The organism is Nocardia sp. NPDC050412, from assembly GCF_044458825.1.
In the GTDB taxonomy this organism is placed as follows: domain Bacteria; phylum Actinomycetota; class Actinomycetes; order Mycobacteriales; family Mycobacteriaceae; genus Nocardia.
In genome coordinates, this window is record NZ_JBITIJ010000003.1 from 175,111 (window position 1) to 195,011 (window position 19,901).

Consider the following 19,901-nt stretch of genomic DNA (forward strand, 5'->3'; position numbering starts at 1 on the left):
GTCCACGTCGCGGACTAACGCTTGCTCGGCGAGCGTCGCGCCTGGGCCGCGTTCTTGGACGCGGGGGTCGCCTTCGTTGTAGTGGTGGGCTGTGTGTTCGCCTTCTGTGTGCGGCCCGAGGTCTGTTCGGCGCGATCGCCGTCGGCGGGCGCCTGCAGTCGACCCGATCGCTGCCCGAGATGATGGACCACCAGGGCAGCGCCGCCGACGCCCAGCAGCACCGGCCAGTCCACCAGCCCCGTGGCACCGATCGCCGCCAACGTCAACACTGCCGCTGGTGCCGAGTGGCTGCCGCTGCCCAACCCGTTCTTCACGCCGACCGCAGCACCTCGGATACCGCCGATCACGCCCTCGACAGCAGCGCCGCCCACGGCCCCGGCCGCCGCCGTCGTCGCATCGGCCGTCCGAGCGATCACGTCCACCACGCCGTCGGAAATGTTCATCATCACTCCGTCGTGTTCACGATATGGACACCAGCGAGCTAATGGGAGTTTATCCCAAGTGGAGGGGACAACATCAAGGTTAGGCCGATATGTCCACCGGCTACGCCTCCGTCAACAGCTTGCAAGTTACTAGACAGCAATCCGACGCGGTCGCGTCCACCGAACCTGCCGGAAGCGAACTTGACTGGGGCCGGAACTTGGCTGGGGCCGGAACTTGGCTGGGCCGGAACCTGGCTGGCGCCGGACTGCAACCGAGGTGAGACGGCGATGGGTAGAACTGATCGACAGCTGCCTCGAGATCGGACTGGCTGCGGTTGCTCGGGGGCTGTGCCCGACTACATCTTGGTTTGTCGGGCCATGACGAAGCTGTAGAGGCCGTAGGTGATGATGCCCAAGCCGGCCGCGATGAGCAGCGCTGCCCCGTAGGGTTGGGCCCCGAGAGTTTTGAGGGCGCCGTCGAGTCCGGTGGCTTTGTCGGGCTCGGATCGGTTGACGGCGAGTATCACCAGCAATCCGATGGCGGCGATGGCCAGCCCTTTCGCGATGTATCCGACGGTGCCCAGCCGGCGTACCAGGTCGCTGGTCGTGCCCTCGAGGTCTTCGAGGAAGTTCTGGCTCACTCCTTTGTAGATGTGGTAGCCGCCGATCGCGATGATGATCAGCGCGATCGCAATGAGGGCGATCGTGCCGGCGGTGGTTTGCATCAGGCGGGCGGTGAAGCCTGCACTCTGTGCGCTGCTGGACTTGCCGCTGCCGCGTGCGAATCCGAACGCGGACACCGCGAATGCGAAGTAGACGACTGCCAGGGAGAACGCCTTGACGCGATCGAACGTTTCGGATTTCTTGCTGTCGGGCTGGGGTTTGGACGCGCTGCCGAGTGCCGCTTCGGCGAGCCGCCACAGTGCCATCAGTGCAAACGCGACGACGCCCACCCACAGGGCGAGCAGGCCGCCTGGCTTGGCGGCCAGTTCCGCCATGGCCCCGGATTGGTCGGCGGAGCCAGCTGGGCCACCGAAAGCGATCCGGATGGCGATGTAGCCGATGATCAGGTGCACGATGCCACTCACGACGAAGCCGGTGCGGGCGAGGCGTTCGAAGATGCTGTTCTGGGCCAGCCGGCCTGTCCTGGAGGACACCTTGTCGTTCGACGCGGACGGCGGTGCGCTGGAAGACGTCGAGGACGGATTGTTGTCAGGCATGGCGCTCGCCCCCATATCCGTGGTGGTGAAAGGCGCTGCCAGCGTAACGCCGCCTTCCCTGCCGGCGGTAGGTCCGGGCCGGGTCGGCGGGGCGTCTGGTCGCTCATTTTCCCAGTTCGGGGGTGGTCGAGTGGCGTTAGGGTAGAGGGGGGAGGGTGCGAGGAGTCGAAAGATGAGCACCACCATTGTGATCGTGATCATCGTCGTCGCGGCTGTGGTCATTTTGCTTGTGGCTGTATGGGTGTTGATGCGCAAACGTCGCGAACACCATCGGGTCGAAGCCGCGGGCATCCGTGACCGGGCGGCGGAACAGGAATTCGAGGTCGGTCAACGGGAGGCGCTGGCGCAGGAGACTGCCGCCAAGGCCCGGGTGGTCAAGGCGGAGGGCGAGGCCAAGGCGGCGCAGGCCGAGCGGCTTGCCCAGCAGGCGCACGTGCATCGCAGCGCGGCGGAGGATTCGCGAACCGACCTGGATAAGGAGTGGGAGCGCGCGGACAAAATAGATCCGGACTCGAAGTCAGGTGGGACGCGTCAGGGGGCTGAGCCCGAATAACCCATCGCACAACCCTGATGTCGAGGTTTCGCCGACTGTTCGGGCTCGGGAAGATGAGCGCGAACAGGTGAGTGACTGCGTTGTGGGGCGGTTGACGCCCTTTGATCACGTTTCGATTACGACAAAGGTGGTACCCCACTGACATCGAACTTCATGTGAAGTGAGGGGAAATCTCGGATGAGTAGAACGACAGTTCGCAACGAAGGATCCCGACACGCCACCGGTGCCGGGGACAGCTACGACGACATCGAGCCATGGTTCGAGAAGCTGGCTGCCTTGGAGCCTGGCGACTCTCATCGGCAGGTCGTGCGTGAGGAGATCGTGCGTCGGTGTCTACCCTTGGCCGACCACATCGCTCGCAAGTTCGCCGGCCGCGGCACGGAATTCGACGATTTGCAGCAGATCGCTCGGCTAGGGCTGGTGCAGGCGGTGGACCGTTTCGACATCACGCGAGGCTGTTCATTCCTGTCGTTCGCGGTGCCGACTGTCATGGGCGAGGTGCGGCGCCACTTCCGCGACCACACCTGGGCGCTGCGTGTTCCGCGCCGGGCAAAAGAACTGCAAGCGCTGATTCGGCCGACCGTGGAGAGCCTGGCGCAGCGGCTCAGTCGAATGCCGACCGCGCGGGAGATCGCCGCTGAACTCGACCTCGAACTCGGTGAGGTCACTCAGGCGCTGGTCGCGGCCAATGCCTACCAGACCAACTCGCTCGACATCGGGGTGGGCGATAACGACGAAGGCACTCGCCTCTCGGTCATCGACACCCTCGGCGCCGTAGAGCCGTGCTACCGATTGTTGGAAGACGCGATGTCGGTGCGTCCGTTGATCGCTGCGCTTCCCGACCTCCAACGTCGGGTGCTGATCATGCGTTTCTTCGAATCCAAGACCCAAAGCCAGATCGCCGCGCGTCTCGGCGTCTCCCAGATGCAGGTCTCCCGCATCCTCACCAAGACTCTGCACACGCTGCGGGAACAGGCAATCGGCGCGGATAGTCGCCGCGAAGTCGCCTGATCCAGGTCGCTGCCAGTCGTGCGAACGTGGTGATCGGTCGTAGCCGAGTAGCGTCGAGATCAAACCCGCCGAGATCCTTGCCAACTCGGTGCGGCCGACTTCGTATCGCCCGACCTGTTTCGACTGGTATCACCGGGGAAGTCACTGGTCGACCGCGCCGAAACGGCGTGGTCGTCAATCCGCGGAGGGCACTAGGTCGGGACGAACTCGATCCGCCAGAAGCGAATGCGAGACACCGTTCGGGTGAACCACGGTGGCTTGCGACCGGTGCCCGGAGGAGGTGGGTGATGGGTCGTTTAGTGCCATTGCTGGTACTCGTGTGGCTGATCATCGGGGTGGTCGCGGCGGGTCAACGTGGCTACTTCACCGATCGGGAGCAGAACTGTGCAAGCGTGGGAACGATCGCGGTCACGGTCATCGCCGGGCCCTTGAACTATGCGGGGGTCAACCCCAAGGTCACCAACTGCAACGTCCCTCAACCCAGCCCGTAAGTCGTCCGATCACACGATGAACGAGGACGACGAACAAGGCCGAACTGAGGAGCGCCGCACTCCCGGCGAGGCGGAGCAGGGCCACAGGGACCTGGTCGGGCAACCCCACACTGCGGACGAAGGCGGACCGATCGTCGCCGCGGAAGCGGCGGCGCAGCAGGCTCGGACGACGCGCAACCCGCTGGGCGAGCCCGGGCGACGATTCGATCCGCGGTCGCCGTTCATGGTCGGCATGACAGGCGCGGCGGGAGTGGCGGTGACCTACGGCGCGATTCAAGCGATGATCGCCGCGAGTCAGGTGCTGGTCTTGATCACCATCGCGCTGTTCCTGGCAATAGGCCTCGAACCTGTTGTGTCGTGGCTGGTTCGGCCCTGGTTTCCGCGATGGGCCGCAGTGACCGCGGTATTCGTGGTCGCGATCGGCTTGCTGGCAGGGTTTCTTGCGGCCGCCATACCTCCGCTGGTCACCCAAGGCAGCGCGCTGGTCCACAACGCTCCGGACTACGTCGACCATCTAGCTAACCGATATCCACTCATCGACACGCTCAACACTCGGTTCCATCTCCAGGACCGAGTCCAGCAAGGGCTCGGTTCCGATCCTTCGAAGCTGGCCGGGGGTGTCCTCGGCGCGGGCCGCCTCGTATTCAGCATCGTCAGCGGCACGGTGATCGTCGCGGTGCTGACCGGTTATTTCCTGGCCAATTTCGCGCAGGTTCGCGCTTCGATCTATCGACTGTTTCCACGCTCGCGCCGACCGCGGGCGATTCTGATCGGCGATGAGATCTTCGTGAAGGTCGGCGGCTACATCCTCGGGAATCTGGTCATTTCGGTGATAACCGCGGTATTGACCTTCATTTGGCTGCTGATCTTCGACGTGCCCTACCCGCTATTGCTGGCCGTCCTGGTCGCTGTCCTCGACTTGATCCCCGTAGTGGGCTCCACCATCGCCGGGATCATCGTGGCCCTCGTCGCGCTCACCGTATCCCTGCCCGTCACAGTGGCTACCATCAGCTTCTTCATCATCCTGCGGATGTTCGAGGACTACGTACTGGTCCCCAGAATCATCGGCAGAACGGTCCGGGTTCCCGCCATCGTTACGGTGGTGTCGGTTCTGCTCGGCGGCGCATTGCTCGGGATCGTGGGTGCGCTACTCGCCATCCCGGTCGCTGCCGCGGTGCTGCTGATCATCAGTGAAACGATGTTGCCGTCTTTGGACGAGCGCTAGCTATCAGCGTTCGTCTGAATGCGCGAAGAGGCGACTTGAACACGAACCTGTACTGACCATGGACGTTGCTGACCCGGTCGTCCAGTTCCATCCCACCTGCGCGCCGCACGTTGACGTAATGATTACGTCATTATATTGTAGCGTCGTGCTGTTCCCGACGCCCGCTCTGACCGCATCCGATGTTCGCGTCCTCGCCGACGTGGACCGGATGCGCGACAAACTGCGTCATGAAATCCAGGCCAAACCCGGAAAATGGGCGGGTGCGCTGCGTAAGTTCCTCACCGCGGATGCCGTCGCCGCATCGAATTCCATCGAAGGGTTCAAAGTCGCCACCGTCGACGTGGAGGATCTGATCGCAGGCGAGCGAGATGTTGAGGTCTCCGAGGAGAACAGGGCCGAGACGCTCGCCTACGAGCGGATGATGACCTACATACAGACGCTCCACGACGAAGGCGATTTCGCCTACAGCAAAGGCTTCCTGAACGCTCTGCACTGGATGCTGCAAGGGCATCGGCATACCGAACGCCGCCCGGCCGGGCGGTGGCGCCGCGGCCCCGTATACGTGACCGACGCCCGCGATCCCAGTATCGCCGCCTATACCGGCCCCGACGTCGAGCACCTGCCGACCTTGATGGAGGAACTCGTCGATTGGCTCAACGGCGACAACGGCACCCACCCGCTGGTGCGCGCGGCGATGGCGCACCTACATCTGGTCTCCATCCATCCGTGGGCCGACGGCAACGGACGCATGTCACGATCACTGCAAACACTGATGATCGCGCGGGAAGGTGTTCTCGCACCGGAATTTTCGTCCATCGAGGCATGGCTCGGCAGACCTGGTAACACATGGGAGTACTACCAGGTTCTCGGCCGACGAGGCAGCACCTATCAGCCGGATCAGGATGTGTCCGAATGGATTCGGTTCAATCTCACCGCCTACCACCAGCAGGCGCAAACGGTACACGCCCGCTGGGGCCGGTCCGGTACGGTATGGACGCTGCTCGAGGAGTACGTCGCGGGTATCCACCAGGACGAAAGAGTTGTCAGCGCATTGCATGATGTCGCGATGTCGGGCCGGGTTCGCCGGACCCGCTACGAACAAGCCGAAGGCCTGAGTCTGCAACAGGCGCAACGCGATCTGCGCGATCTCGTTGCACTCCGGGTGCTCGAGCCCGTCGGTCGCACCCGAGCACGCTTCTACACGGCCGGACCGGACTACCCGGGACACGTATCAGAAGTCGCCGGCACCCCGACCATCCTCGACAATCCTTACCGGCGCTAGCGCGGACCGCCGCCGTCGGGTCAGTTCCAGAGGTCGTGTGCCGCCAGCATGGTTACCGCGGCGACGGCAGTCGGGCCGCCCACGTTGTGTGCCAGGCCGATTCGCGCGCCGCCGACTTGGCGGTGTTCTCGCGCCGTCAGATGGCGCTGATGAGGCCGAGCGCAGGCACGTGGGTGGGTACCCGAACAGATAAGCGTGTGTATCGCCTCGAACGAAAGATGGGACGTGACAGCCGGTATCGGCGTCCAGCCCAAAGCCGGGCGCCGGTACCTGTCACATCAGACCGGCGTGCTGACCCGGTTTAGATGATTGGCGAAGAACCTGGCTCGGCTGTCCGCCTCGAATCCGCGCATGCGGTTGTGCGGACCTGGATAGATGTGCATCGCCTTTTCCCGGGAAGCGCAGGCATCGAACAACGCCAAGCCGGGTTCGCGGTCGATTCCCTCGTCGTCCCACGCGAGCACGAACTCGACAGGGATGGTGATCTTCCTGGCTGCCTCGGTCAGCGCCTCGTACACGAAGACCGGGCCGAATGACGCTGCGCTGATGCGGGGTTCGACCGCGGTGAGCATCAGTCCGATCGAGACGCCCAGTGTCATGCCGCCGTAGCCGATCGGTGCCGCGGTGCCGATCTCGGGCAGTGCCTGCAGAGCATCGATAGTTGCCTGCCATTCCGGCACGGCGCGTTTCGCCAGAGAAGTGTTGTAGTCGACAATGATCGGGCCCATCGGCTCTCCTGTTTCCCGAGCCCGCGCGAATGCGGCGCGGGCGGCGTCGTCCTCAGCGTCGCGCGGTCGGTCGCCGTGTCCGGGCGCATCGATGGCGGCGACGGTGAACCCGCACGTGGTCACGAGGTGGTGGGCGTTGGCCACGAGCCCTGGTGCTCGCTTGTGCAGGCCACCGGTGTGACCGCTCAGGATCAGGGGTGCGCCATCGGGGCCGGAGGCGGGCGAGAAGAGCACGCCGGTGACGCCATCCAGAGTGAAGTTGCGTTCGATGACACCGTTCGCCGATGTCTCCGAGGTGAAATGCATGGTGTGTTGTCCTTCGGGATTGCCATGTGGTTCAGGCGCTCCCGGCGACACCTATGTCAATCGCCCGACCGTGACGGCGAGTGGGAGCACCCACGTTGCTGCTGTGTTCATGGGTCTCACCTCCTCGCAGTGTGTCACGGTGTTCGGCACGCTATCAGTCCGCGCGTCGTTGCGCCCAACAATTTTCGGCGGACCCAACGCGCAAGGCCTGGAGCACCGCAGGGTGCCATGCTGGTCGCCGCCGGGCGCGTACGAAGGGTTTGCTCCACCTCCGACCTGAACCAAGATCGGCCGCACATCGGCATAGATGTTCGCGACCGCGTGCATCCTGGCATGGGAGGCGAAACTGGATCTCGGTTGCGGCCCAGGCCACGAACCTGCACCGGGTCTCATCGGTGCCACCCGAGAAAGCGAAGTCACCGCCACTATCACTGCGAGTCACACCATGGCCGGTTGGATCAGCGGTATCTCGGCATTGCAGGATGCACTGAGCTACAACGGATCTCGCGTCGCGATTCGCCCTCCGTGGCTGACTCGGTCGACGCGGTTTTGCTCGATCCGATCCTGTACGTCCTGGGTTCGGCGTCCTCGGTGATGCCGTCGGCCAGTTGACGAATGCGGGACGCAGGCAGGCGTGCCCATGAAAGCGGGGGCGCAACGATCTTCATTCGGGACACGAAATGCTCGGTAGTACAGAGGGGAAAGGACTCTCGATGAAAAGGATCATCGGCATTATCGTTGCGGCCGCGGCGGTGACCTTGGCGGCGGCCTGTCAGGACGGCGTGACGACGCAGACGTCCGGGGGGTCGTCGGTGTCGAATTCCGCTACCGTTGCCGTGCCGGGATCCGCTCAGCCTCCCGTCACTCAGCCCTCACCAGGTGCCACGCAGCCTGCTGGTGACAATGCTCCTGCCACTGCCGGAAAGGGCAGATGTGTCGATCTGGAGTCGGCGGTGGTCACAGCCGCGCTCGGCACACTCGGTACCGGGGTCGGTGGCGACGGGTTCTACGCAGACAGCGGCACTGATGCCTCCGTCGGCGCCTGTCCCGCCATACTTTGGGTGCTCGCTGGGACTCCGCGCGGCACCGCTAGCTCACCCTGGCACGTGATGCTGTTCAACCACGCGGGTTATCTGGGCACCGCGACCAAGAAGTCGACTGCTTATACACAGGTGGTCGGCTCGTCCGATCGCAGTGTCGGGGTCCAGTACCGTTGGCTGACGGGTAAGGACGCCAGTTGCTGTCCCTCGGGTGGGCCGGCCATCGTCACTCTCACCTTGGGCGCCGACGATCGCACCGTGACCCCGGACCGTGATTTCCCGACGGAGGTGATCGATCCTAGTTCAGCGAGTTCGCCGCCGGTGTGTCCGGTTACCAAGGCCGTTTTGCTCGAAGCGTTGCGAGGCACCGACATCGAGTCGCGGCTGGCGACGCCGATCGAACTCGAGGATCGAATCGACTGTGCGGGTGAGTGGGCGATGGCCCATACGGGAACCCACAACAATACTGTCAACCGAGCCCAAGTCTTGTTCCACTACATAGCGGCCGACGGAGGCTGGAAGCCTGTGGACCTCGGCAGTGCGCTGCACTGCACCGAAATCGGCGTGCCCGCCGATGTCGCAGACAAGATCTGCCGCTGAGCGTCGGTGAGCTGCTCCCCAAGACCGTTCAGCACATCGAGTAACCACGAAGACAGCGGATTCACCGTTAGTGGGAGTGGAACGCAGTTGTCTATCCGCACCACAAGGTGAGTGCAGGGGCGGTGATCGAGTCGAGTCCGAGTAGCGTGCGCTGCTCGGACTCGACGAAAAGGATGTGCCCTAGGGGATCAAGGCAGCATCTGAGGGATGACGTCCGGGTTGATCGAGCCGACGATCCCGCCGATCACGGCGCCGATAAGGGTGGGCACGGGATCGATGAAGGAGCCGGTGGCGGAGCCGATCGCAGCGCCCGCAGCCGCGCGAACCTCGGGTCGGGTAACGCTTCGACATGATGGGGACGGTTCAGCATCCGCAAGTTCCGTTTCAACCGCCGAGCTTGACCGCGCGGTGTCACGTGGACCTGGCCGGTGGCTATCGGGTCCGCTGGCGGCTGGGGTCGGGTTGGATTACCGGGTCCGTTGGTGGGTGTCCGGTCCGCTGGCTCGTGCGGTCCGGAATCGAGACATGATGTGCTGCTGGTGGTCTCACGCACCGGAAGTATTGCCGACGCGGGCTCCGGGTGTCCGTGCCGCTGGATGAATGAGGGGTTTTCGGTGGGCGCTGTGGGGGTCGTGTCGCGAACGGTCGGGTCCGGCTCTCTGATCGGGGTGCGCCCCTGGACGCTCGCGGATTGTCATGGCGGGCGGCCGAAGTGGAAGTCGGGCCAGGGTGTCCTGGCCGCCCGTCGTGGTCGCGGCGACCACACAGGTCAACAGACTCACCCCACCCGTTGACCACCGTCCACCCGAGCTGACCTCACATTTCACCACCTGGATCAACCACGTCGCCCAACGCATCCGCGAGGCGGACGAAGACCACTCGTAGCCCGGCGTTACGGGGGCCGCGCACCAAACCCGGATTGAGCACTGGCACAAAATGTTCACTCGATGGAACCGTTTCGGAAGGCGGTGCGTCCAGTACTGATACAAGTGCCTAACCCGACTGGAACTCGGTTCCCCAACCGTGAACCGCCCGCAAGGACCGGCGAGCGAGATCTTTGGGCCGGCATGTAGATGACTTTGCGTGAAGGAGAGTGTTGACTTGGCCGGGTTTCTGCAGGTGGACATCGATGTGTTGAGCAAGACAGTTCAGTCTCTACGCGGCGCCGAGCAGGTTCTCAACGATGCGATGAACGCGATGAAGGACGGCAGCCACGGCGACATCGGGACCAAGACTCTCAACGATGCCGCCGACAGCTTCCAACGACGATGGAGATTCGGCATCGAGCGGATCGGCGAGTCCGCCAAGGCAACCGCGGACGGCGTCGCGCAGTGCCTCGATGCGTATCAACAGACCGATCAGGCATTCGCCAAGGTGGTCGAGCAAGCCACGAGCGCCGTTGACGGACAGCCGAGCCCGTCGGCCACAGCATGAGCCAGAACCCGTACCCCTACATCGGTTTCAACCCGGTTCCGGGCGCGCCTGACGACGTCGCAGGGCTGCACGGGCAGATCAGCACAGCCGCGGACGCGGTCAAGGAAACCAACCAGCTGTTGAACAGTCTGCGCAACAGCAACGAGAACGTCTGGCAGGGTGAGGGCGGCGACGCTTTCCGTGCCAACTTCGATGCCACGCTTGCCCAAGACCTCGGCTACGCACAGAACTCGCTCGAAAAGGCCGTCGGCCTGCTCGCCGAATGGCACACGGACCTGGTGGGCTTCCAGGACACCGCCAAGGCATTGGAAGCCGAAGCCGCCGAGGCCAAAGGGCAGTACAACAGTGCACTGCAAACGTTGCAACAAGCTCGGTCGAACACAGACCTGGGTCTGGGCAGCATGACCTTCACCGATCCGGTTGAGTTGCAGGCCGCCCAGACCCGCCTCAACGCCGCCACCGCGCAGGTCAATGCCGCCGTCGCAGCAGTTGACACCTGGGAAGGGAACGTCGATTCGATCATCCGCCGTGCGCGAGATCTCGAAAGCGCACACGACAGCACAGCCCGGCGGATCGCCGGTGAACTGGATGCGGCCGCAAAGGATTTCGCGCCCAGCCCACCGGACAAGAGCATCTGGGATCGCATCACCGATGCGATAAAAGGTGTCGGCCGGTGGATCAGCGATCACCGACAGCAGATCCACGATGTCTTGGCAGGAATAACTGCGGTTACCGGCCTGCTCGCGCTGGTGACACCACCGCCCGCCGACGCGATCTTCGCAGGCATCGCGCTCGTCGCCGGTCTAGGTGTCCTCGCAACGGATGCTCTCGACCCCGAAGTCCGTGACGCGTTCAAGGATGTCTTTTCTAGGGATTTCAATGGTGATGCACTGAAGAAGATAGGGATGACGGTGGGTCTTGACAGCCTAGGTGTGATACCTGGAGTTGGAGGCGCGGTAAAGGGTGTGAAAGCATTTACCGAACTCGGAGAACTCGCGCCTGCAGTACGGGCATTCACAGAGGGAGCGCAGGCGCCGGGAATAGCAACGAAAATTATCGATGGTGTTCCGAATGTTGTCGATAAGGTTCCGCTGATGCCGTCGGCGGTGACCCGATCCATGAGTGACTTCACTAGCTTCTTCGAGGATTTCGGCCAAGCCGGCAAGTTCGAGGCGGGAACCTCGGCGGCTGGCATCGAACTGTTCTCACGCGCAGGGAAGGCAGGGCTCGGCCTCTTCAATATTGGGAACAGTGGAAATGGCTGAGACAATGGTAGACATCTGGATTCCGCATGGCTTCATGGAAATGCCTCTGACCGATATCGAGAGTCGGATCGGCGTTGCTCGGGAGATCGTTGGAGAAATGCAGGCGTCGACCATGAAATCCATGGCTCAGGCTATCTTACCCACTGCGGCAACGCTCTTCGCCGAGCTGGCACACAGGGATGCGAGGTACTGCGGCATAGGTCGGCACCTGACATCAGACGGAAACCTGATCACCTCATGCATCACCGTCTGCGTTTATGAAACCGGCGGAGAGACGATCAACCCACGGTTGGCCTTGACGAATCTGGTCGAGTCCAGGGCCGAATCCGGGGAAACATATGATATCGAAATGGTAGATGTAGGGGGTCGGCCAATGATGTTCGCTGAACGAGTCACAGAGCTCCCAACGCCGGAACTTCCCGGGAGACCGTACGTGAGTAACACAACGGCCACCTACCAACTCGAAGCGGTAGTGCCGTCGAATGACGGGTCAGCACTTGCTGCTGTCGAATTATCGACCGCATCAGTCGACTATGGTCCGGAATTCCGAAAGATGATGGTCGATATGGCGCAGTCGATCGAATTCCGGGCGCATAGTCGGTCGACGCCCCGCCCCTCGTCGCTGGACTTGTGAGGTCTTTCATCGTGGAAACATCATCGTCGGCCGCATCTTGGCCAGCGACACGCGCCGAATTGCGAAAGGGTGCGCTGTTGCCGTGGATGGCTCTGGCCGCGGGGGTCGCCAGCATTCCAGCATCGGTAATCTTCATCAATTTGGGCGATCCTGGCCACAGCCATTTGGCCCACCGCCTGTCCGCTCTCGGGAGCATATTGTCGATAATCCTGTCCTGCACAGGGGTTATCGGCGGATGCATGGTATGGATCAGGAGACGGACAAGGCAGATATTGCTGCGGCACCCTTGGCTGGAGTATCGAGTCGGCCACGTCACCAACGGCCGGTACGAGTGGGTCGAGTTGAAAGATGTCAACGACACTCGGATCTCACAATTGATCGTCAGCAGTTGGGTTCATCAAATAGGAGAGGTAGTCGATAACGGGTCTTCGATAGTGTGGTTCGCAGGCGATCCGCGCAAACGTGGAGTCCTCTCGACACCGGGGGGAGCAAATCTGCGATACGCTTATTATAGAGGTGATATATCGGAACCCAAGCGTATGGATGTCAGGGAAGCCGGCCTGGCACGATTCGGCGGTAAAGATGATCGCCGTTACCCATCACCTCGTACATTGCGTCGAGTCTGTGCATTCGCGTTCGACTGGTTATTGCATTTCGGAACTGCCGCTGCAGTCGTCATTTTCGGTAAAGGTGTGATACCGCTTGCCGGAGCCGTTGCGCTTGGCGCGTGGTTGACAACTTCCTTTGTTAATCGAGTCATACTGCAAGGAGTATTTCACACGACGGTCGGGAAAGCGCTGTTCGGTCTCTGCGTGATTCAGCCCGGCGACGGTTTGTTTCCGTCATATGGCAGACTGACAAAAGTCTGGTTTATGACTTTGTATTTTTCTGTGATGCTACCCCTGGCGTTATTTGGAGGGGATGGCCCGGGCCCCGACAATCTCAGCGACTACTTCCTGCCCGCAGTGCGTCGTCGCGACCTTCGCGTGCAGACGGAATTCCTATAGCTTATAAGCACGGATCCACGCCTCTGCCGCTATGCCGGGCAGTCGGCGCCGCCGGCGGCCAATAGGCAGCGATCGCGCTGGTCCGAGCACCTGCGAAAAACGCGAGACATGGCGCCCTGGTCGCCGCCTGGAGGGCATGGTGGTGCTGCACCGGCACAGCCCGGCAGCCTGGTGAAGTTGGCCGAACACCTTTACCAGCGCACCGGCGGTGCCATCGCGAGTTCCCCCCGTCGGGCAGCCCGCCACCACCGATGTCCGGAGTCGATGGCACGCCGGATCTTGCGCACGGTGGGTACCTGTGTGAGCAGGTGTTGCTGATATCGCCACGGCATTTGTAGCCCGTGCCGAGCCGCCATCGCATAGGCGAACTGCACGGCGCTGCGGTCGAGATACCGGTCGGCGTGTTCGAACCAGATCATGCTGGTACGGGCGGCGGCCTGTATCGGGCGCAGCGCAGCGCGCCGCTGCGCATCGTAGTTCTCCAGCGCATCGGCGACCTCGGCATGCTCGTACAGGTTCTGTGCGAGCACGACGGCGTCGACGATTGCCAACCGGGTGCCCGAACCGATGGTGAAGTGCGTCGTGTGCGCTGCATCGCCGAGCAGCACCACGTTGTCGTGATACCAGGTCTTGTTGGTTACCTCGGGAAAGCGGCTCCACCTTGCGAACTCGCCCCGTGTCTTGCTGATCAACGAGTGACCGTCGAGATGGCGCGTGAATATGTTCTCCAGAACGCTCGAGTTCTCCAGGTTGTCCAGGGAATCGAATCCCAGTCCATGCCAAGTCCGCGGTTGGCACTCAACGATGCAGGTGCTGATTTTCTCGGCAACCGACGGGTAGGCATGGAACCAGATCCAACCGGCCGAGGTGTGTTCGAAGGCGAAGGTAAATCGGGTGAAGACCTTGTCCGTACCGAGCCAGATATATCGATTCTCACCGAATGTGACGGAGGTGCCGAAGCGATGATTACCCAGCTGCCGTACCTGGCTGTTCGCGCCGTCGGAGGCGACGATGAGATCGGTGCCGTCGAAGCCGGACAGATCGCGGACCTCTTGCCCGTGCTGGACATCGACGCCCAGTTCGCTCGCCCGTCGGGAAAGTACGTCGAGCAATGCCGCGCGCCCCATGCTGAACCCGTAGCCCCCGAAATGTGCGGTCTGGTCGTCGCGCACATGGATTGCCTGTTCACGCCATAGGACCGACCCGGCACGTACTGCCTGGGCGCTGTCGAGGTCATTTCGATACAGAATGTCGAGCAGGTCGTCCCAATACACAACGCCCCAGCCATAGGTGGACCCGGGCGGCTCGCGGTCGATCACCGTGATGTCATGGGCCGGGTCGCGCCGCTTCATCGAAATAGCGAAGTACAAACCGGCCGGCCCGCCACCGATACACACAATCTTCATCTCGTCACCAGTCCAGCCCGGTGGTCGATCCTGGCTTCACATGATCGGTACTCGATGCGACCGAGCCCGGCACGCTGTGCGTGTCCGGGCTCGGTTACCGGCGCTAGAAGCTACCCCAGCCACCCCAGCCGAATGGGTTCCACCAGCCGGGATTCCATCCCCAACCGCCGCCTCCCCAACCGCCGCCGCCTCCCCAACCGCCGCCGTGACCCCAACCGCCCCCATTACCCCAACCGCCCCCGTGACCCCAACCGCCGCCTCCCCAACCGCCGCCGCCGTGACCCCAACCGGGGTTGTCGACGAGTTGGGTTGCAGACGTGGGCGTCGTTGCGCGCGCGGAAGGCGCTTGCGCCGCGGCTGCGACGACCGGAATCGCGGCAGCTGCGGCTATACCGGCGGCGGCCGCCAGCCGGGCGAACTTCGTGTGTGAATTCTTTCTCTCGGTCATGATAGGGCTCCAGATGCTGTCCCGACCTGCTCGAATTCTACGCGGTTTCGCCGAACTCTAGAAGTCGCCGCGTTGCCCCATCTATAATCCCGCCACATTCCCATCGGCTACCCCCGATATACCCTGGTCCTAATACCAGCCGGACTTCGTGATCATGGTGTGAGCCGGGATCGGTGCTGGTGGTGGCTGCGTCGGGCGCGAGATACGTGCTGCGCGTAAGGCATCCGTCATCACCGAGGTCGTCGCTTTCTGTCGGATTCCATCAGCGCGCCCGGTATTCAATGGGTGGACTCGGGTCCGTGCTCGGGCGCGGCCTGCAGTTCGGGCGCCGCGGCGGCCAGCAGTGCGTCGCGGTCGCGGCTCAAAGGAGGATAGATACGCCGGGTGTTGATGGCGCGCTTGGTGTCTTTAGCTACCTCGCCGCACGCGACCATGTGGCGGTCCCAGCCCTCGGTATACACCGCGCCTGCCGGTCCCAGATCGAGAACCGTTACATACCAAGGGATCCGCAACGGTTTCATGGGTTTGCCCAGAAGATCGCCGATGACGTTGTATCCCGCCCACCGGCCCATGGGGCGGCTGTGCTGGCAGGACATCACAGACATATGCTCGTCGTCCATTTTTGCGGCGGCGACGTCACCGGCGGCGAATACCCCGGCCACACCGCGGACCCGCAGATAATCGTCGACAGGGAGTCGACCCAGCCGGTCACGTTCGATCCCGAAGTCTGCGGTCAGCGGGTTGGCTCGCATGCCGGCACACCATACGACGGTGGCGGCGGCCACCACTTCACCCGAGGACAGCGTCACGCCGCGCTCGTCGATGGCGACGACCCCGACGCCCAACTTGGTCTCGATCCCGATGTAGGCCAGCGCCGCCTCGATGACCGGTCGCGCCGACGCGCCCATGTCCGAGCCGACGAACGGGTTGCGGTCGATCAGGATGACCCGCGGTGTGACCGCACGCGTGGCAAAGGCGTCGGCGAGCATCGCGGGCAGCTCAGTCGCCTCTTCGATCCCCGTCAAACCTGCCCCGACGACGACTACTGTCGCAGCCGCCGGGTCAGCGGGGCCCTCTGCAAGCCGGCGCAGGTGGGCTTGCAGTCTGGTCGCTGCGTCATGGGTGTCGATATCGAAACCGAACTCACGCAAGCCGGGGATATCGGGCTTGACCACCTGGCTGCCCAACGCGAGCACCAGCCGGTCGTATCCGTGAGCGCCAGCGGTGGATTCCACGACGCGCGCCAGCGCATCGATCGCCGTCACTTCGCCGATGATGTGCTTGATTCCGACCGGATCGAGAAGAGCGCTCAGCGGGATGCGGGAGGTGCTCAGATCGGTCTCATAGTCGCGCACGCGGATGTCGTGGTACGGCGTGGAACTGATCATGGTGACATCGACGGTTCCGACCGCTACTCCGAGCTCGTCAAGCCGCCGGGCCGCCGCGAGCGCCGCCCACAGACCCGCAAACCCGGACCCGAGAACCACCACAGGCGAAGGATCGGTCACCGCAGCGCGCTGCACATCGTCATTTTAATACTCCAGCCGGACTCCGTGATCGTTGATGCTGCTGGTCAGGGCGCTGAAAGTGGGGCGGCCACGGCGTGATCATGTTGTGCCGTTCGCGGTCGAAACGCATCGACGCCGAGGAGTTCTACCGACTGCTCGACGGCGTCGTCATCGACGATGTCATCGCGCGGACACACGAGTGAGAGTCGCTGACACTGATCCGGCGTGCTGTGGAGCGATCAGTAACTATGTTACTGTCCCGTAGCGCGCAGCTGTGGCGGGTCTCATTCCGTCGAGTGTTATGCGGCCTAGGGCACTCTGGCGACGGCGCCAGGGTGGGAGTTGAAGAGGGTTATTGATGCAGCAGCAGGGTTGGCGGCGTCCCGCGCCGGGATTGTCGACATACACCGGACGGCTGGCTCTGGTGGCGGCCGTGGCCTGCGGGACCGTGGTGGCCGGGGTCGGAACCAGCGCGCCGCAGGCGGCGGCCGCGCCGGTGAGCGCGTTCTACACCCCACCCGAGCAGTTCTCGTCGCAGCCGGGCGCGGTGATCAAGACCGAGCCGATGACCGTGTTCGCGGCCCCTCCCAGTGTTACCGGGTGGCCGGTTCGAGCCGAGCGCATCATGTATACGACGCGATACCAGGACGGTTCCCCGGCCGCGGTGACCGGCACCTATGTGGAGCCGACCAACCCGTGGCGAGGCTCGGGTCCGCGCCCGACCGTGGTGATCGGTCCCGGGACCGCCGGTCAGGCCGACCACTGCGCGATGTCGGTGGCGTTCTCGACCGGCGTGACCATCACCGCCGACCCGTCGGTGTCGCTGTCGGCAAATCAGGAAGCGCCGTCGGCCGCGGTGTGGAGTGCTCTCGGCGCCCGTGTCCTGGTGACCGACTACATCGGACTCGGGACACCGGGTATGCACACTTTCGCCAACCGGATCGAAGGCGCCCACGCCATCCTCGACGGTGCTCGCGCGGCGCAGCACCTGGGCGGTGTCGGACCGGAAACCCCCGTGGTGTTTTGGGGTTACTCCCAGGGCGGGGGCGCGACAGCGGGGGCGGCGGAGATGCAACCGGACTATGCGCCGGAGTTGAACCTCAAAGGCACCTGGGCAGGTGGGCCGGTCGCCGACCTTGCCGCGATCCTGCAGCGCATCGACGGCGCACTTATCGGTGGCGCCATCGGTTTCGCGATCAACGGACTGCTCGCTCGCTATCCCGACCTGCACAAAGCGGTCGACCGAGTGACCAGCCCCGCTGGACGCGCCATGCTCGATACGCTGAGCACCGAATGCATCGGGGATGTCATCACCCGTCAGCCCTTCCTGAAAACGAGCACGCTGACAATCGATGGCCGTTCGCTGACAGAGCATCTCGACGCGATTCCGGAAGCGGCGCCCGCCTTGGCCGACATGCATGTCGGCAGTCTGACCCCGAGGACGCCGGTTCTGATCACCAGCGGCCTCAATGACGACACGGTGCCGTACGGGCAGGCTCGTCGGCTGGCCGAGGAATGGTGCGCGAAGGGGGCGGCGGTCACCTTCCGCACCAACGATCTGCCGCCGATCTTCTCCGGCGCAACAATCCCCAACCATTTCGGACCCGAGATCATCGACGGATTCGGACCCGATAACGCGATCACGTACCTACTCGATCGGCTCGCCGACAAACCGGTCGCCGGCTGCACTATCGACTGACCGGTGTGTGCGTGTGCTCCGACTCGCCGGAGTCGGCGGATCAGAGCACACGCCTTCCGGCACAGCGGACATGGCCGGATGCCTCGACACCAGCCCGACTTGGATGCGGCGCACCCCCAGCCAACCCCCGATCGCTCTCGTGACCTCTTGCGGAAAAGCGATCGGGGTGGGGTTTGGACCGCGTCCACGATCGAACCCTTCGCCGGGCGCTCATAATTCGGATGCCACGTAGGGGAGATGGGTCGGTGTAGTCGATGACCGATGCCGATCCGTTCGCGACGCAGCGCGACGTGTCCGGTTCGGTCGTGGTGGTTTCGGCGTCGTCTTCCGTTGCACGCAGGCGTTGCTTGATCGTGTCGTGGCGGTCAAGGTGCTCACTGTCGATCTCGATGCGCTGGCGGAGGCGACGGTGCAGTTGCGGGGCTGGCAGCATGGTGCCGCGCTGGTGGATCAGGTCCCATCGCTGACCTCGAAGCCCTGAGAGCGGCAGAAGGGGTGCCGGTTTCGAGGTTCGCCCGGCTGGCCGGTATCCCCGAACGCACCTATCGCCGACGAAGGGCACGCCTGCGTAACGGTGCCCCGCCGCGCGGGCCGTGGCCAGCGCCCAAGGTGGAGCGGTTCGAGCCCATTGCCGCCAAGTATGCGGACGAGTGGCCGGCCTGGGGACATCGCAAGATCGCCGCCATGATGCGCGCCGACGGATACGAGGTATCCACCTCGACGGTGGAGCGGGCACTGAGGCGTCGCGGTTTGCTGCTGCCACGCGAGTATCGCGCCGACCGGAAATCATGGGCAGTGTTGCGACGCAAGGTATTCCGCGATCCACCCACGCAACGCAATCGGGTATGGCAGACCGATTTCAGCGAGTTCGAGACAACCGGTGGCGGTATCTGGCGGATCTGCGCGGTGATCGACTACGCCACCAAGTACTGCATAGCGGTCGCCGTGACACCGACCGCCCGCGGCGCCGACGCACTCGCCTGCCTGACGCTCGCGGTCACCGAGGCCGAGAGAGTTCTCGGGCTGGGTGACCTGCGGGCTGACCGAGGGCTGACCGAGGTAATCGGTCCGGCCGGCGAAGTGCTCGGCATGGTGCCCGCCCCGATCGCGGTGGTGTCGGATAACGGTCCCTGTTTTCGCGGGGAGGTGTTCAAGACCGCTTTCGCTGGGCCGGACCCGTTGCTCCGGCATGTTCGCACGCGGGTGCGTTCACCGCAGACAAACGGTGTGATCGAGCGGCTCTTCGGCACCTTGAAGTACGAGCACCTGTTCCGCGGAGTGATCACCGACGGTGACGCTCTGGACATGGAAGTCCACCGATTCCGGATTATCTACAACTGGATCAGACCGCACCAGGCGCTCGGCGATCGAACACCGATTACGGCCTTCTCAGCCACCGCCAGTGAGGAGGCAGCGGACGCGGGTCCCTGCTCTGGCTGAATGATTGCGTCGGGTAACCCTTCGGTCTGACGTCGTGCCTCGGCGTCAATGTCTTCCCGCAGTGGGGTCGGCGACGATCTACCGCATCACTTGGGTTACGCCGGAACGGCTTGCCGATACCTGTGCTAACCGATGAGTTTCCCGGCGCGTTCATGTCTTTTATCAGTAGCCACGCAAAACCT

Annotated in this window: 20 protein-coding genes; 14 read left to right on the top strand and 6 right to left on the bottom strand. The window is 63.5% G+C overall.

The window, feature by feature from the left end:
* Positions 1–14 precede the first annotated feature (14 nt).
* Together ACIBI6_RS08710 and ACIBI6_RS08715 are read right to left on the bottom strand one after the other, a co-directional pair.
* Positions 15–443 (bottom strand): hypothetical protein, encoded by a 429-nt coding sequence (locus tag ACIBI6_RS08710; RefSeq protein WP_364350211.1) that lies wholly within the window; start codon positions 441–443, stop codon positions 15–17.
* Positions 444–778: 335 nt separating this feature from the next.
* Complete coding sequence (locus ACIBI6_RS08715) at positions 779–1,642, bottom strand: DUF1206 domain-containing protein (RefSeq protein WP_364350666.1); 864 nt, start codon at positions 1,640–1,642, stop codon at positions 779–781.
* 172 nt (positions 1,643–1,814) lie between these two features.
* Between ACIBI6_RS08715 and ACIBI6_RS08720 the strand changes: the two genes are divergently transcribed.
* From ACIBI6_RS08720 to ACIBI6_RS08740, 5 genes are all read left to right on the top strand, one after another.
* Positions 1,815–2,195, top strand: coding sequence for a hypothetical protein (locus tag ACIBI6_RS08720; RefSeq protein ID WP_364350208.1), 381 nt, complete (start codon positions 1,815–1,817; stop codon positions 2,193–2,195).
* Positions 2,196–2,372: 177 nt separating this feature from the next.
* On the top strand, positions 2,373–3,206 hold the full coding sequence (locus ACIBI6_RS08725; RefSeq protein ID WP_364350205.1) for an RNA polymerase sigma factor SigF: 834 nt from the start codon (positions 2,373–2,375) through the stop codon (positions 3,204–3,206).
* A gap of 287 nt (positions 3,207–3,493) precedes the next feature.
* Positions 3,494–3,697, top strand: a complete 204-nt coding sequence (locus tag ACIBI6_RS08730) for a hypothetical protein (RefSeq protein ID WP_364350202.1) — start codon at positions 3,494–3,496, stop codon at positions 3,695–3,697.
* Positions 3,698–3,713: 16 nt separating this feature from the next.
* Complete coding sequence (locus ACIBI6_RS08735; RefSeq protein ID WP_364350199.1) at positions 3,714–4,922, top strand: AI-2E family transporter; 1,209 nt, start codon at positions 3,714–3,716, stop codon at positions 4,920–4,922.
* A gap of 58 nt (positions 4,923–4,980) precedes the next feature.
* Entirely contained in the window at positions 4,981–6,204 is a 1,224-nt protein-coding gene (locus ACIBI6_RS08740; protein WP_396955679.1) for a Fic family protein, read from the top strand.
* 278 nt (positions 6,205–6,482) lie between these two features.
* On the opposite strand, the gene ACIBI6_RS08745 is transcribed toward ACIBI6_RS08740, so the two are convergent.
* Positions 6,483–7,238, bottom strand: coding sequence for an alpha/beta hydrolase (locus ACIBI6_RS08745; RefSeq protein WP_364350192.1), 756 nt, complete (start codon positions 7,236–7,238; stop codon positions 6,483–6,485).
* 713 nt (positions 7,239–7,951) lie between these two features.
* Here ACIBI6_RS08745 and ACIBI6_RS08750 point away from each other — a divergent pair.
* From ACIBI6_RS08750 to ACIBI6_RS08775, 6 genes are all read left to right on the top strand, one after another.
* Positions 7,952–8,878: an LppP/LprE family lipoprotein gene (locus ACIBI6_RS08750; protein WP_364350189.1), complete on the top strand. Its 927-nt coding sequence runs from the start codon at positions 7,952–7,954 to the stop codon at positions 8,876–8,878.
* Positions 8,879–9,607: 729 nt separating this feature from the next.
* Positions 9,608–9,763 carry a hypothetical protein gene (locus tag ACIBI6_RS08755; protein ID WP_396955680.1) on the top strand — a complete coding sequence of 52 codons (156 nt, stop codon included), beginning with the start codon at positions 9,608–9,610 and terminating at the stop codon, positions 9,761–9,763.
* Positions 9,764–9,997: 234 nt separating this feature from the next.
* A complete protein-coding gene (locus ACIBI6_RS08760; protein WP_364350183.1) occupies positions 9,998–10,312 on the top strand; it encodes a hypothetical protein in 315 nt (104 codons plus the stop codon).
* Positions 10,309–11,577 carry a hypothetical protein gene (locus ACIBI6_RS08765; RefSeq protein WP_396955681.1) on the top strand — a complete coding sequence of 423 codons (1,269 nt, stop codon included), beginning with the start codon at positions 10,309–10,311 and terminating at the stop codon, positions 11,575–11,577. Before ACIBI6_RS08760 ends, ACIBI6_RS08765 begins: the two co-directional genes overlap by 4 nt.
* Complete coding sequence (locus tag ACIBI6_RS08770; RefSeq protein WP_396955682.1) at positions 11,570–12,211, top strand: hypothetical protein; 642 nt, start codon at positions 11,570–11,572, stop codon at positions 12,209–12,211. Before ACIBI6_RS08765 ends, ACIBI6_RS08770 begins: the two co-directional genes overlap by 8 nt.
* Positions 12,212–12,222: 11 nt before the next feature.
* Entirely contained in the window at positions 12,223–13,218 is a 996-nt protein-coding gene (locus ACIBI6_RS08775; protein ID WP_396955683.1) for a hypothetical protein, read from the top strand.
* Positions 13,219–13,409: 191 nt separating this feature from the next.
* On the opposite strand, the gene ACIBI6_RS08780 is transcribed toward ACIBI6_RS08775, so the two are convergent.
* The 3 genes from ACIBI6_RS08780 to ACIBI6_RS08790 all read right to left on the bottom strand — a co-directional run bounded on the left by ACIBI6_RS08780 (position 13,410) and on the right by ACIBI6_RS08790 (position 16,580).
* The gene (locus ACIBI6_RS08780; RefSeq protein WP_364350171.1) at positions 13,410–14,624 is read right to left on the bottom strand and encodes an FAD-dependent monooxygenase; all 1,215 of its coding nucleotides are present in this window, start codon (positions 14,622–14,624) and stop codon (positions 13,410–13,412) included.
* 103 nt (positions 14,625–14,727) lie between these two features.
* Positions 14,728–15,072, bottom strand: a complete 345-nt coding sequence (locus ACIBI6_RS08785) for a hypothetical protein (RefSeq protein WP_396955684.1) — start codon at positions 15,070–15,072, stop codon at positions 14,728–14,730.
* A gap of 278 nt (positions 15,073–15,350) precedes the next feature.
* Positions 15,351–16,580 (bottom strand): NAD(P)/FAD-dependent oxidoreductase, encoded by a 1,230-nt coding sequence (locus ACIBI6_RS08790; RefSeq protein ID WP_396955980.1) that lies wholly within the window; start codon positions 16,578–16,580, stop codon positions 15,351–15,353.
* 358 nt (positions 16,581–16,938) lie between these two features.
* Between ACIBI6_RS08790 and ACIBI6_RS08795 the strand changes: the two genes are divergently transcribed.
* From ACIBI6_RS08795 to ACIBI6_RS08805, 3 genes are all read left to right on the top strand, one after another.
* Entirely contained in the window at positions 16,939–18,279 is a 1,341-nt protein-coding gene (locus tag ACIBI6_RS08795; RefSeq protein ID WP_364346553.1) for a lipase family protein, read from the top strand.
* 358 nt (positions 18,280–18,637) lie between these two features.
* Positions 18,638–18,760 (top strand): hypothetical protein, encoded by a 123-nt coding sequence (locus tag ACIBI6_RS08800; protein ID WP_396956002.1) that lies wholly within the window; start codon positions 18,638–18,640, stop codon positions 18,758–18,760.
* 14 nt (positions 18,761–18,774) lie between these two features.
* Complete coding sequence (locus tag ACIBI6_RS08805; protein WP_396955685.1) at positions 18,775–19,719, top strand: transposase; 945 nt, start codon at positions 18,775–18,777, stop codon at positions 19,717–19,719.
* The last annotated feature ends 182 nt before the right edge of the window (positions 19,720–19,901 follow it).